The sequence below is a fragment of the Capnocytophaga periodontitidis genome (genome assembly GCF_016126015.1).
Classification (GTDB): domain Bacteria; phylum Bacteroidota; class Bacteroidia; order Flavobacteriales; family Flavobacteriaceae; genus Capnocytophaga; species Capnocytophaga periodontitidis.
The window spans coordinates 38,943-52,528 of record NZ_JAEFDB010000006.1; the positions used below are offsets into that span (position 1 = coordinate 38,943).

General features: G+C 37.3%; 17 protein-coding genes. 10 read left to right on the forward strand and 7 right to left on the reverse strand.

Going from position 1 to position 13,586, the window contains the following annotated elements; all coding sequences use genetic code 11:
• Positions 1–108 precede the first annotated feature (108 nt).
• Genes I7X29_RS09605 through rsmH form a run of 3 tightly spaced genes read right to left on the reverse strand, consistent with a single transcriptional unit; the run spans position 109 to position 3,414 of the window.
• Positions 109–2,127: a penicillin-binding protein gene (locus I7X29_RS09605; RefSeq protein ID WP_198474323.1), complete on the reverse strand. Its 2,019-nt coding sequence runs from the start codon at positions 2,125–2,127 to the stop codon at positions 109–111.
• A gap of 23 nt (positions 2,128–2,150) precedes the next feature.
• A complete protein-coding gene (locus I7X29_RS09610; RefSeq protein WP_009412953.1) occupies positions 2,151–2,477 on the reverse strand; it encodes an FtsL-like putative cell division protein in 327 nt (108 codons plus the stop codon).
• 22 nt (positions 2,478–2,499) lie between these two features.
• Positions 2,500–3,414 carry a 16S rRNA (cytosine(1402)-N(4))-methyltransferase RsmH gene (gene rsmH / locus I7X29_RS09615; protein ID WP_198474325.1) on the reverse strand — a complete coding sequence of 305 codons (915 nt, stop codon included), beginning with the start codon at positions 3,412–3,414 and terminating at the stop codon, positions 2,500–2,502.
• 156 nt (positions 3,415–3,570) lie between these two features.
• Here rsmH and I7X29_RS09620 point away from each other — a divergent pair, with 156 nt between their 5' ends.
• The 10 genes from I7X29_RS09620 (at position 3,571) to I7X29_RS09665 (ending at position 10,232) form a co-directional block, all read left to right on the forward strand.
• Positions 3,571–4,293: a nitroreductase family protein gene (locus I7X29_RS09620; protein WP_198474327.1), complete on the forward strand. Its 723-nt coding sequence runs from the start codon at positions 3,571–3,573 to the stop codon at positions 4,291–4,293.
• Positions 4,294–4,344: 51 nt separating this feature from the next.
• Positions 4,345–5,169, forward strand: a complete 825-nt coding sequence (locus I7X29_RS09625; protein WP_198474329.1) for an alpha/beta hydrolase — start codon at positions 4,345–4,347, stop codon at positions 5,167–5,169.
• 143 nt (positions 5,170–5,312) lie between these two features.
• Positions 5,313–5,792: a hypothetical protein gene (locus I7X29_RS09630; protein WP_198474331.1), complete on the forward strand. Its 480-nt coding sequence runs from the start codon at positions 5,313–5,315 to the stop codon at positions 5,790–5,792.
• A gap of 3 nt (positions 5,793–5,795) precedes the next feature.
• Positions 5,796–6,377: a hypothetical protein gene (locus I7X29_RS15440; protein WP_225883719.1), complete on the forward strand. Its 582-nt coding sequence runs from the start codon at positions 5,796–5,798 to the stop codon at positions 6,375–6,377.
• Entirely contained in the window at positions 6,374–7,000 is a 627-nt protein-coding gene (locus I7X29_RS09640; protein WP_198474333.1) for a hypothetical protein, read from the forward strand. Before I7X29_RS15440 ends, I7X29_RS09640 begins: the two co-directional genes overlap by 4 nt.
• Complete coding sequence (locus tag I7X29_RS09645; protein WP_198474334.1) at positions 6,997–7,467, forward strand: hypothetical protein; 471 nt, start codon at positions 6,997–6,999, stop codon at positions 7,465–7,467. The genes I7X29_RS09640 and I7X29_RS09645 overlap by 4 nt, the downstream gene beginning before the upstream one ends.
• 76 nt (positions 7,468–7,543) lie before the next feature.
• A complete protein-coding gene (locus tag I7X29_RS09650) occupies positions 7,544–8,506 on the forward strand; it encodes a type I phosphomannose isomerase catalytic subunit (RefSeq protein ID WP_198474336.1) in 963 nt (320 codons plus the stop codon).
• 51 nt (positions 8,507–8,557) lie between these two features.
• Complete coding sequence (locus tag I7X29_RS09655; RefSeq protein WP_198474338.1) at positions 8,558–9,007, forward strand: DUF6934 family protein; 450 nt, start codon at positions 8,558–8,560, stop codon at positions 9,005–9,007.
• A 3-nt stretch (positions 9,008–9,010) separates the two neighbouring features.
• Entirely contained in the window at positions 9,011–9,220 is a 210-nt protein-coding gene (locus tag I7X29_RS09660) for a hypothetical protein (RefSeq protein ID WP_198474340.1), read from the forward strand.
• A gap of 4 nt (positions 9,221–9,224) precedes the next feature.
• Positions 9,225–10,232 (forward strand): beta-ketoacyl-ACP synthase III, encoded by a 1,008-nt coding sequence (locus I7X29_RS09665; RefSeq protein WP_198474342.1) that lies wholly within the window; start codon positions 9,225–9,227, stop codon positions 10,230–10,232.
• A gap of 90 nt (positions 10,233–10,322) precedes the next feature.
• Here the strand turns inward: I7X29_RS09665 and I7X29_RS09670 are convergent, their stop codons facing one another.
• The 4 genes from I7X29_RS09670 to I7X29_RS09685 all read right to left on the reverse strand — a co-directional run bounded on the left by I7X29_RS09670 (position 10,323) and on the right by I7X29_RS09685 (position 13,577).
• Entirely contained in the window at positions 10,323–11,087 is a 765-nt protein-coding gene (locus tag I7X29_RS09670; RefSeq protein ID WP_198474344.1) for an exodeoxyribonuclease III, read from the reverse strand.
• Positions 11,087–11,749 carry a deoxyribose-phosphate aldolase gene (deoC, locus tag I7X29_RS09675; RefSeq protein WP_198474346.1) on the reverse strand — a complete coding sequence of 221 codons (663 nt, stop codon included), beginning with the start codon at positions 11,747–11,749 and terminating at the stop codon, positions 11,087–11,089. The genes I7X29_RS09670 and deoC overlap by 1 nt, the downstream gene beginning before the upstream one ends.
• A gap of 65 nt (positions 11,750–11,814) precedes the next feature.
• The gene (locus I7X29_RS09680) at positions 11,815–12,588 is read right to left on the reverse strand and encodes a YdgH/BhsA/McbA family protein (protein ID WP_198467486.1); all 774 of its coding nucleotides are present in this window, start codon (positions 12,586–12,588) and stop codon (positions 11,815–11,817) included.
• A gap of 29 nt (positions 12,589–12,617) precedes the next feature.
• Positions 12,618–13,577, reverse strand: a complete 960-nt coding sequence (locus I7X29_RS09685; protein WP_198474348.1) for a hypothetical protein — start codon at positions 13,575–13,577, stop codon at positions 12,618–12,620.
• Between the last annotated feature and the right edge of the window lie 9 nt (positions 13,578–13,586).

A 13,586-nucleotide genomic window follows, 5' to 3' on the forward strand; every position in this document is an offset into this window, starting at 1 on the left:
AAAAGTTTTTCTTTAGGGGCGTTTGCAAAACGCCCTTACATAACACACTCTAAAAGTAATTGATTATCAAAGTGTAGCGACGCAATCATTTGCTAATTGGCTAATTGACTAATTAGTTAATTCTCCACACTGTAAAACTACTATGGTATTGTGCGCTACTTTGGAGCCTTTGGCAACCGATTGGCTACTTACTTTGCCTTCGCCCGAAAATTTCACTCGTAAACCCATATTTTCGAGTAAGGCAATGGCATCCATTACATTCATACCCGTAAGATCGGGCATTACTGTTTTGTATTTTGCAGCCTTAGCATAGTAATCTTCATAGTTTTTAGTAGTTTTTCCCGATACATTTTCCACATCTTCTACGGTGTCCATCAACAGTGAATTAGTATAGATTTTATGAGCTATACTTTTGAATACAGGTCCCGATACATCGGCACCGTAAATCCCCACACTGCGGTCGGGCTCGTGAATGACTACTATACACGAGTATTTTGGGTTGTCTACCGGAAAAAATCCTGCAAACGAGGATATATAACTCAGTTTGCTTGCATCCGCATTGGCGTAGTTTTTACGAGCAGTTCCTGTTTTGCCTGCCATCGAAAAATCGGGGGAATAAAGTCGGTGTCCTGATCCATACGAACGTCTCACTACATCGGCAAGCATTCCCTTAGCTTTATCGGCAGTTTGTTTAGAGCAAATTTTTCCGTTGATAATCTCTACATTAAACTTTTCTATTGCTTTGTTCCATTCTTTTACTTCCTTGATCATTCGGGGTTTTACCATCACTCCCCCATTGGCAATAGCGTTGTAGAAAGCCAAGCTCTGCAAAGGGGTAATTTTTACGGCATAACCTATGGCCATAGATTCGAGGGTCACCCCACTCCATAGCTTGTCGCGTGGTGTAGGAATAAAAGGAGCTCCTTCACCTAAGATGGGTAAGCCTAACTGCTGATTGAGATTCATTTTTAGCAATTGAGAGGTAAAATCCGAAGGGTTTTTCGCAAATAGTGAGTGTACTAACTCGGTCATCCCCACGTTTGAGGATACCGAAAAGGCTTTGTTTAAGCTAATGCGCCCTGTGAAGTGATGTTGTGAATCTTGAAAAGTCTTATCGTAGTACTGTTGTTTTCCGTCTTTTATATCCACTACATAAGTGGTATCGATATTGCGGGTTTCCATAGCAGCAACAACAGTCATCAATTTGAATACCGACCCAGGTTCGTGAGCTTCGCCTATAGCAAAGTTATAACGCTCGGCATAGGTGTCGTTTTTTTTGTTTAACTCAAGATTGGAAATAGCTTTTATCTCGCCTGTACTCACTTCCATTACAATCACGCAACCGTGCTGAGCTTTATATTTCTTCAGTTGGGTAAGTAAGGCGTGGTGTGCAATATCTTGTATGTTGATATTGATAGTAGAAACTACATCATAACCATCTTTAGGTTCTATAATATCAAACCCACTGGCGAGTTTCCACTGTCCTTTGGCGATTTTCTGTTCTAAGCGTCGTCCTTTAGTACCCAAAAGGTAATTGGCATAAGCACCTTCAAGCCCTACACGGGTAGTGTAACCAGTTTCATCGGTACGCGCATAACCAATACTGCGGTGAGCAATCCCTCCTAACGGATATTCGCGTTTGATGTTTTTCTCTATAATGATTCCCCCTTTGTAGGGACCTTTGTCAAACAGTGGAAATTTTTTGATACGTGCATATTCACTATAGCCTAAATTACTTGCGATAAGTAAGTATCTGTTCTTTAAATTGCGTTCTTTTTTAAGTAGATTCAAATAGTAGTTACTTGGACGACCAAACATCTTTGAAAGGGAATCGCTCAACGGCTTTACATATTTGTTGAAATTGGCTTTAGAAGGGGCTATCCCGTCCCAACGAATATCGTAACGAGTTACCGAGGTAGCCAATAAACTCCCATCATCGGAATACAAATTGCCTTGACTGGGAATAATATCAGCCTCACGCAAGGTAGTTTCGTCTACTTTGGCGCGATATTCATCACCTTCTATTTGTATTTTGATGAGTTTTACGGCTATTATTATAATCATCAGCAGGATTACCAATGCTACAAAGTAAGTGCGTGCGGTTATTTTTTTGTCGCTTTTTTCCAATGCTTTACCTCCTTATTGTTTTGTTATTCTTCTACAATTACTTTAATTTTTTGTGGTGGTTTCTCAGGCTGCTTGAGTCCTTTAGATTCTAATTGTTCTAACAGCGACGACTCTAATCGCACCTTCTGTAAGCGCGAACGCACATCTACAAACTGACTTTTGAGTTCATTAACCTCTTCATTCAGTTTAGCAATTTGGTGTACTTTGGCATCTACTCGCTGTGAACTGGTAATCATTATGATAATCAGCACAAACAGAAAGCCAACAAACATCCAGCTTTTAAAAGCGTCTTTGCCTACAAAAAACTTTCCGCGTAGTATATTTTTAATTTCGTCGGTAGCTCTTCCCATTTTTTAGTTATAAAATTAAGAATTAAGAGTTTATGCGTTCAGCAATGCGAAGTTTAGCACTGCGAGCTCGGTTATTCATTGCAATCTCACTATCGGTAGGAGTGATAAGTCCGCCTACTTTTTTAAACGGAACTGACACATTGCCAAACCAATCTTTTTCGGGAGTACCTTCTAATTGTCCGTCGCGTATAAAGCGTTTCACGGCACGGTCTTCAAGCGAGTGATAGCTGATGAGACTGATGCGCCCCCCAGGTTTCACCACATCGGGCAGTTGTAACAAAAACGATTCCAGTGCCTCCATTTCGCCGTTCACCTCTATGCGTATCGCTTGATAGATTTGCGCTAACACCTTGTTTTCTTTGAACTTGGGTAAAAAACTCTTTACAGCCTCTTGTAACTCACTGCCTAACTGAATAGGCTTCTGTGCTCTATAATTGATAATCGCTCGAGCGATAGCTTTGGCGTTTTTCAGCTCACCATAGTTGAAAAACAATCGACTTAAATCTTCTTCATCATATTCATTTACAATTTCTTTAGCCGAAATTGCTGCATTTTGGTTCATACGCATATCCAAAGTACCTTCAAAACGAGTAGAAAAGCCGCGTTCGGCAACGTCAAATTGATGAGAAGAAACCCCAAAATCACCTAAAACCCCGTCTACTTGTGTAACACCATAGAAACGCAAGTATTGTCGCAAATATTTGAAATTCTGCTGAATGAGTGTAAAACGGTCATCGGCTATAGCATTGGCAGCTGCATCAGTATCTTGATCGAAAGCAAAAAGTCGCCCCTCATTGCCTAAATGTTTGAGGATTTCACGCGAATGACCGCCGCCGCCAAAAGTGATATCTACATAAGTGCCATTGGGCTTAATTGCCAAACCTTCAACACTTTGTTGCAACAAAACGGGAATGTGATAAGAGGAATTATCGTTCATATTACAGAATGTTCTAAAACAGAGGGCAAAGGTACAAATAATTAGCGAATTAGCAATATTTTGTTCGTTTCAGTTTCTTTTTGTAATTTTGTCATTACAAAATAAAAATCAATAAGAAATGTCAGGAAATTTAGCTGACTACTAAACACTAATTCTATGTTAAAAGATATTTTACACTTCCGCAGGGCGGTACGTTATTACGCTCCTACGCCCATCAGTGAGGAAAAGGTGCGTGAATGCCTTAAGCTCGCTACACTAGCTCCTACTGGTTTCAATATGCAACTGTATGAGTTGTACCATATTACTGATAAAGATTTACTTAAAAAGCTCGCTCACGCCTGTCTCGACCAGCGTACGGCTACCACCGCACAACAGATGGTGGTTTTTGTTACCCGTCAAGACAAACACCGCGCGCACGCTCGTGCTATCTTGGAGTTTGAGCGTGGTAATGTACAGCGCAACAGTCCGCCCGAAAGGCAAGCCAAACGCATTAAAGATAAAGAGGCGTATTACAGTAAGCTGATGCCTTTTGTGTATAGTAGATTTTTTGGGTTGCTAGGACTCTTCCGCAAAGCGTTTGGGGTGGTTACCAGTTGGTTTCGCCCTATGATGCAACAGCTCTCGGAAGGCGATATTCGCGTAAGTGTACACAAAAGCTGTGGACTCGTAGCACAGACCTTTATGCTGGCAATGGCAGAGGAGGGTTACGATACTTGTCCGTTAGAGGGTTACGATAGCAGACGCATTAAGAAGTTGTTACACTTACCTTGCGGGGCAGAAGTGAATATGGTGATTACTTGTGGACTTCGTGAACAGCGCGGTATCTGGGGTGAAAGGTTTAGATTGCCGTTTGAGGAAGTGTACAGACATAATGATTAATGGTTAATGAATAATGATTAGATACTAATAACTGTTTAATAATTCAAATATATGAAACTTAGGAACATAATTTTTACTTTTTTAGTTACTATTAACTTGGTAAATGCCAAAACTGAACCTGTAACTATTCAGGGAGCTGTAGGAACACTTCGCGGAGTGGTTACCACTCCTGATACTGTGAAAAAGTCTCAGAAAATCCCTACTGTGATTATCTTCCACGGACTGACTAGCAATAAAGACAAAAAGCTATATGCTACTTTGGCAGATAGCTTAGCAACACACGGTATTGCTTCAGTACGCTTTGACTTTAACGCACACGGCGAAAGTGAAGGAGATTTTAAGAAAATGTCGTTAGATAATGAGTTAGAAGATGCACGGCGCATAATGGCATTTACTAAAAGACTCTCTTTCGTAGGTAAGATAGGCTTGATAGGACACTCGCAAGGAGGGGCTATAGCGATGCTTTTGAGTGCAGAATTAGGAAAGAAAAACGTTAAAGCATTAGGCTTGTTAGCTCCTGCTTCTACAATTCACGACATACTATCACAAGGGGTACTGTTCGATGCCACTTTCGACCCATTGAATGTACCTGAGGAGCTTTCCTTTTTTGGAGGGAAAGTAACTGTGGGGAAAGACTATATTCTCTCAGCACAACGCTGTAAACTCATTGAGAAAGCGAGTACCTACAAAGGCAAGGTGCTGGTAATTCACGGTACGGGTGATCGGATGATATCTTATACTTATAGCGAGAATTTGCCTTTTTTCTACAAGCATTGTAAGGTAAGTCTTATAGAAAGAGGGGACCATTTGTTTACTGCCAAAGAAGCGCAAACAGCAAAGATAATGACACAATTTATGCTGAAAAACTTGAGATAATGAATCGATTAGTCGATTTGTCAATTTGCCGATGTGCCCCAATTTACTAATGACTTAATAACTAATTTATCAAATGAAAATATATAAAATTACCAATATTGTAAGAAATGGAGATATAGTGTAAAGGTAAAATATAAGTGGCAATGAAAGGAATCATCTTAACAGATAACACTAATTACTTGGGTTTTGATAGAAATATTTCTCTATGGGGGCAAAAATCTTTTCAATATCCTATAGTAGATGATTATTTTGTAGATGCAAAATATCTTGAGCGTATTCTGGAAGAAAAGGAAGGTCTTTTTAAGAATAATCTTCATCTATTATACTTCAGTGAAGATAGTTGTGAACATCCCAATTTTAAACAAATAGGTGTGGATTGTGGCTATTTATATGAGCCAATTGATGATTTCTATATAGGTTTTTCAATCATATACAATGAGATACTAAGAATTGACAATTCTTTTTGTGTAGAATATAAAAAACGACTTAATGAATATTCTCTTTTTTCCTCCGCTGTGCAGGCAAAATCTTTTTTACAAGAAAGAGCTTTTTTCTGTGATAAGTATAAGTTTGAAAATGCTTTTCAGAGATTGAGTGTTGTGAATATTTATATATACAAATAGATTATGGCTTATTTTAGAATTGTCTTTAAAGAGGATAATAAGTTGTGGCAGAAGTATTTTACTTTTGCTTATCGTTTTGTGATAGGGGATAATGAGGATGTGAAATTTCCTGAAAACTACACGCTTCAGTCTTCGGATGTGTTGAAGATACAAGCACTTAATCATCAAGGAGAGGTGGTGAAAGATATTTCTTTCTTTAAGAAGGAAAAGATGTCTCCTTTTCAAAGGACTAAGAGTCATATTTTGGTTAGGGAGGATATCTTTCAGGAAGAATTATTTAAGAATTTAAAAGGAATTACTTTTTTGACGGTAGTTCCTGATGGTAATTTTCCTTATAAATACAAAATGCTTTCTTTTACAAATGTGTTGGATTGTGTTGATTGGCAACATTCTATAAGAAAACAATTCGACTTTTTTAGTAAACTGGTATTGGATACTTCAAAAATACCAGAAGGCTTAAATGGTTTTTATCTGTCTAATTGGAATCAGTTTGGTTATTATACTTGTATTGTGAATGAGAAACTCAAAGAAGCCCTTTTACAATTAGCTGAACTACCTAAATTTTTAGATTTTGCTGAATTATGATTAAAAACATTTATGAACCCGATAATGAAGATATACTTTTTTGGTTAGCCCATAATGAAAAATGGCCTGACCCCGATTGGGATCTTTATGTGGTGAATGGAAAAAATGATGATTTGGTTTTCCAATTAGCTAATGACAACGTGTGCCCTGAACAAGAGTTCTTCCTGCATTGTCTGTATTACTTCGTGGGTGAGGTGTATATCTCAAATGATATGGAGAAGTATCAGGAACGTATAGATAATTTATTTAGCAAGACTGCTCTTTTGCCTTCTGTGATGCAATGGAAAGACAAAACAGAGCTTTTATTGGCTGGAAAAATTACTTTTGATAGCGATTTTTGGCTGGATTATCTCTTTTATCAAGACATTCAAAAAAGAAATATAGAAGATTTATTATATGAACCCAATTCTGTAGAAAAATTAAGAGAATATGCCTTACAATTGTATCCAAAAGGCTTTTCTAAAGAGGAAATATATCAGATATTCCTTAAATCCGACATTGAATTGCAGAATGATAAAACAGAAGAATCATATATAGATACATTGGAAGATGTAATGGATATGATAGTAGGTTGGTATCCAAGTAGAAATATTGATTTTGAAAATGAAGTAAAGAAAATATGAACCTATTCATTAAAAATATAAAACACAATGCTTATATTGTAGTAATTTGCTATATAATATTAGTTTGTTTCTACAATGTATTCAATAATATAAGGAAACCAGGAATGCCTGAGCTACATTCCTTTTCATTAGAGGGGATACAAGCCCTTGTAGGAACTTTTGCTATACCTATGATGCTACTTTTTGAATCGTATAGACACGGTGATTGGGTACTAAATACCATCAACAAACTCTTAATTATTGCTCCATTCCTATTTTATATACTCCTCCCTATTGTTCTGAAAAAGATAACTTCTTTCAATTTCAAAAACTATTTTCTCACCATAGATGTTATTACATTTGTGATATACGGACTTATAATGCTGCCTACTTTAGCTGTGGGTTTATCGGCTGTTATAGCTGTACCAGCTTATATTTTTATGCTGCATTATCGAAATCAACAGTATAAGAAAGGACTATTTAATTGAAAAAAACGTCATTCATTATTCGTCATTCGTAATTATTTATTATCTTTGCCCTGTTTAATTAACAACCTTAATAAAAATGTATCCAATAAAATTTAAACCAATCCTTAAAGAACGTCTTTGGGGAGGCACTAAACTAAAAACATTATTCAACAAACCTATTGAAAGTGATATTACAGGCGAAAGCTGGGAAGTATCAGGAGTACCAGGCGATATCTCTGTAGTAGCCAATGGAGCTCTTGAAGGTAAAAGTCTGCAAGAACTCATTGATTTATACCCTAATGAACTACTCGGCAAACACGTACACCAGCGTTTTGGTCGCGATTTTCCTATCCTTATTAAATTTATAGATGCACGTGAAGACCTTTCTATACAAGTGCATCCTAACGATAAATTGGCAAAAGAACGCCACAATTCTTTTGGTAAAACCGAAATGTGGTATGTACTTCACGCTGATGCAGGTGCTGAATTGATTGTAGGCTTCAACAAAACAGTAACTAAAGAGGAGTATCAACAGCATTTAGACAATGGTACGCTTACTGATATTCTCAACTACGAAAAAGTGAAAGATGGCGATACTTTCTTTATCAACACGGGCAAAGTGCACGCCATAGGTAAGGGGATTATCATTGCCGAAATACAACAAACCAGTGATATTACTTACCGCGTGTACGACTTCAACCGTCGTGATAAAAATGGCAACTTGCGCGAACTCCACACTGAACTCGCTCTCGATGCCATCGACTATGAGAAGAAAGACGACTTTAAAGTGCAGTACTCTCAAAATGCTAATGAGGTGAACAAAGTGGTGAATTGCCCTTATTTTATCACTAATTTACTACCGCTTACAGCTGGTTTTGAGAAATCGCTTGCTCAAGATGATTCTTTCCATATCTATATGTGCGTAAAAGGTGAAGGTACCATCGGTGATGGCACTACCGAATTGTCTATCAAACAAGGTGAAACAGTGCTTTTCCCTGCTTCTTGCCACAAATTAGAGGTAAAAACTAAAGGGATGGATTTATTAGAAGTGTTTATTTAGAAATTAGCTGTAAGCACTAAAAACTAGTATTCACTAACCCTTTACCTAATTATGAATTTACCAAAATATGATATCATTCCTGATAAAGACCCATACACATTTAATTTTATCAGTGAAGGAAAAAATGGAACTATTCAAAAAGTTGTTTTCTACCAAGAAATAGAACCTGCTGGGGTATTCAATTTAGCTTTAGGAGATAGAAATCCTATCACAGGAGAAATAGATGATAAAATTGTTACTGATAATGGCGATACTGAAAAAGTATTAGCTACAGTTGTTGCTACTATTTATGCTTTTTTAGATGACTTTCCTAATGCTTATATATACGCTGAAGGAAGTACTCATTCGCGAAATAGACTTTACAGAAGAGGGATAACCAAATACCTAACAGATGCTCTTGAAGATTTTATTATCTATGGATTATTCACTAACAAGAAAATAGAACTTTTTAATCCTAATACTAATTATGTGGGATTTCTCATTCATCGTAAAATAAAATAGATTATGACAGAAGAAGAAAAAAAAGCTAAAACTAAAAGAATGTGGGATAAGTATCAGATACGTCTTACTTATAAAGAACAAACTGATACTACCACCGACTATGCTAATAGCAAATATTTTGCAGATAAATTGGCAAGAGCCAAAGAAACACTTAAAGGAGTAGATTTTCCCGAAGGTTTCTTCACTTTAACAAACTTACAAACTAACAACTAAAAATATGTATACATCAAGAATTAAGGGATTAGGATTTTATGTCCCTGACAATGTAGTTACTAACGACGACTTATCCAAACTAATGGATACCAGCGATGAATGGATTCAAGAGCGCACTGGTATCAAAGAGCGTCGTCACGCCCTAAAAGGCAGTGATACCACTACCTCAATGGGGGTAAAAGCGAGCTTAAAAGCTATTGAAGTTGCTAAAATCAATAAAGAAGAAATAGACTTTATTGTATTTGCAACTCTCAGTCCCGACTTTTATTTCCCTGGTTGTGGGGTATTGGTACAGAAAGAATTGGGCTTGCCTAACGTAGGGGCTCTTGATATTCGCAACCAATGTTCGGGCTTTCTTTACGCGCTCTCTGTAGCCGACCAGTATATCAAAACGGGGATGTACAAAAATATCCTTGTGATAGGTGCTGAAACCCAATCGCCTGCGCTGGATATGAGTACTCGTGGTCGCAATATGGCAGTGCTCTTTGGCGATGGTGCTGGGGCTGCTATCGTTTCTCGTTCCGATGACCCCGAACGCGGTATTCTCTCTACTCACTTGCACAGTCAAGGTGAGCACGCCGAGCAATTGGCAATGATAGCACCTGGGGTAGGTACCAAATGGGTGCCTCAAATATTGGCTGAAAACGACCCTGATGATGTGAGTTATTATCCTAATATGAACGGTCAGTTTGTATTTAAAAATGCTGTAGTGCGCTTTGCCGAAGTGATTGAAGAAGGATTAAAAGCTAACGGACTTTCTCGCGAAGATATCAATATGCTGATTCCTCACCAAGCTAATTTGCGTATCTCACAGTTTGTACAACACCAATTCAAACTCACTGATGAACAGGTGTTCAACAATATAATGAAATATGGTAACACTACCGCCGCTTCTGTGCCTATTGCTCTTACTGAAGCAGTTCAACAAGGCAAAATCAAGGACGGCGACCTCGTAGTACTTGCTGCTTTTGGTAGTGGTTTCACTTGGGCAAGTGCTATTATAAGATGGTAGCCACAGCGTGGCAGACAATAAAAAAGCTGTTGAACATTACAACTTGTTCAACAGCTTTTTTTTATCTCTCTAACACCTATCCCTTGACTTCTAACTCCTAATCTCTAATACAATAGGGCAATGGTCGCTGTGTTTTGCCTCAGGAAGGATAAGTGCACGTTCCATTCGGTTTTCTAAAGGGGCAGATACTAAGTGATAGTCAATCCGCCAACCTTTGTTGTTGTTGCGAGCATTAGCGCGATAGCTCCACCACGAGTACTGATGTGACTCTTTGTGGAAATAACGGAAACTATCAATAAAACCACTCTTCATAAACTTGTCTAACCACTCGCGCTCTACGGGCAAGAAGCCTGATACAGTAGCATTGCGCACGGGATCGTGTATATCGATTGCCTCGTGACAGATGTTGTAATCACCACAGATAACGAGGTTAGGCACTGTTTGTTTGAGCTTATTAATATACTTTTGAAAGTCAGCCATAAAAGTGAGTTTGAAATCCAAACGATCGGGGTTCGTACCTGAGGGCAAATAGAGACTCATTACTGAGAGTGTCTCAAAATCAGCACGAAGTACTCGTCCTTCCTTGTCCATATAATCAATTCCTGTGCCTATTTCCACGTGTTTGGGAGCGATTTTAGAGAGAATAGCCACACCACTATAACCTTTCTTTTCAGCACTATGGTAATATTGATAAGTATACCCTAATTCAGTAAATACTTCTGTAGGTATCTGGTCTTCAAAGGCTTTTATCTCTTGCAGACATAATACATCAGGGTTAGCACTTTTCAGCCAATCGGCAAAGCCTTTAGTAAGGGCTGCCCTTATGCCGTTTACATTGTAACTGATAATCTTCATTAGTAGCCGCTTCCTTTCTCTCCTTTTAAGATAGCAATTCCGTTAGAAGTACCTATGCGTTCTACGCCAAGGTTTACGTATTGCATAGCTGTTTCATAGTCGCGTATACCTCCAGATGCTTTCACTTTAGCCTTATGTTGCACACATTCTTTCATCAGTTTTACATCGGCGAGTGTTGCGCCCCCCGTACCAAAGCCTGTAGAAGTTTTTACAAAATCGGCTTTAGCATCAAGGGCTAAACGGCAAGCCAAGCGTTTTTCTTCATCAGTAAGGTAACAAGTTTCGAGGATGACTTTCAGCACACGGTTTTCACCTGTACAGCGTTTAAGAGCGATAATTTCGTCCAATACTTGATTGGTTTTCCCTGATTTGAGCCAACCTACATTCAGCACCATATCAATTTCATCAGCACCATCGGCAAGGGCTTCACCTGTTTCAAAATATTTGGCTTTAGCCGACATTGCTCCTAAGGGGAAGCCTACTACGCTACATACCTTGATATCAGTACCTGTTAAGAATTTTTTAGCGGTTGCTACATAGCCACTATTCACACATACCGAATAAAAATCGTACTCCACAGCCTCTTTACAAAGAGTTTCAATCTCGCTAATGGTAGCTGTAGCTTTCAGAAGCGTGTGGTCAATGAGTTTGTTTAATTCCATAGTTTTTTTAGTTAAGAGGTAAGAAGTAAGAGGTAAGAGATAAGTATGATACTAATTTCTAACTTCTAACTCCTAATACCTATTTTAATATATTCTCGTTGATTGTAATTTTCTTTAAATGTTATAGATATATACAGATAGTTGTTTTTGCTAAAGAATATTGCTTCTTTTTCACTGTAATCAATTGTCCAATATTGAGGGCTAACAGTAATAAGTTCTTTTAAAGTGAATGATTTCGCTTGTTTTACTTTATAAAACATTAAAAATGTTCCCAAAACATCACTATATGTCCCTATTACATAGTTTCTATCAGGTGATAAGAGCGGTTCGCCTTCCATTTTAGTCTGATTACCTGTTTGTTTATCAATAAAAAGAATTTCTTGAGCTCTATAAACCGTATATCTCACTACATATTGATTTAAATCAGGTATTTCACCTAAATAATCGTATATTTCAGCATCTCCATCATTTTCAGATTGCTCTGTATCTTCAAATGTAACAGTTTTATTTTTACAAGGAAGCTCAATCACTCCATTTTGTTTTTCAATTCTTAAATTGTCGTTAGTGAGGAAATAATAGCGATGTTTCAATGCTTGTAGGTATTCCTGCTTTGAAATCTTTGCTATAGTAAAATATTTCCCAAAATCCTTAGTGTCAGAAGTGTCTCCCATTGTTTCTAAAAGCTCCTTTTCTGTAGGTTTATCCTCTTTAGCAGAATTTTCTGTTTGTATTTGAGGTTCTTCAGTAGGAGCAACACTTTCCCCTGCTGGTTGTTTCCCTTGAAAGAGATTACAGCCAGCAAACAATAGTGTTAAAATAAAAGAGATAAAGTATTTCATAGATTAGTTATAATGCTATTTACTAATTTCTAATTTCTAATTCCTATCTTGATATACATTCGCTGTTTGTTAGGATTTTTATGCTCGTCAAAAAAGTTTGGGATAACATTCATCGGGGCGTATAAGAAACCATTTTTACTAAAAAAGATGGGTTCTTTATCAAAATCATAGGTTGCCCACCATTTTATGTCTTCATTTACTAAAGTTTCAATCACAAATGGTTTTATGCTTTTTATGCGATACAAAGAAATTATTCCCACTAAATCTTCATAAGCTCTCCCTATTGTAATGATATACTTCTTATCGGGAGAGAGAAATGGAAAACGCTCAAAATCAGTTTGCTTACCAGTGGTTTTATCTATAAAAATATAAGCATAAAAATCTTCAGAATCTTCAAAAACTAAATATTGATTGAGAACAGGAACATTCCCTACATAAGCATAGGTTGTAGAAAGAGGATTTTCAACACTATTAGGCTGGTCTTTTAGATAAACTGTTTTATGCTCACAAGGGAAGGTAAGTTTGCCATTCTTCTTTACAATTGCAAGGGTGTCTTCTATGAGGAAATCTATCTTATTTCTAAGAGCTTCTTGATATTCTTCATAAGAAATTTGATCTATACTCAGGTATTTAGTGATACGATCGTTAGAATTTCCGTTAATATCTACGTTTTTTGTAAGATCATCCCTTGTGATTTTAGTTTTCAGAGTATTCCAATCACCTACATCTTTCTTTTTTATATAATCTCCTCTGTCAGTTTTGTAAAACTCATTTCCTTCTGCACTTATTTTTATTTTCTCGCCGAAAAGATAATAATCTTCCCGTTCTTCCTTATCAATGACATACAACTCCTTCTGCACTGGCACAAACACTTCTTCTTGTTGTTGTTTTTCCTCTACTGCAACACTTTCCTCTGCCAGCTGTTGCCTTTGAAAAAGGTTACAGCCAGCTAATAATAGTATTAAAATAAAAAAGATAAAGTATTTCATAGATTAGTT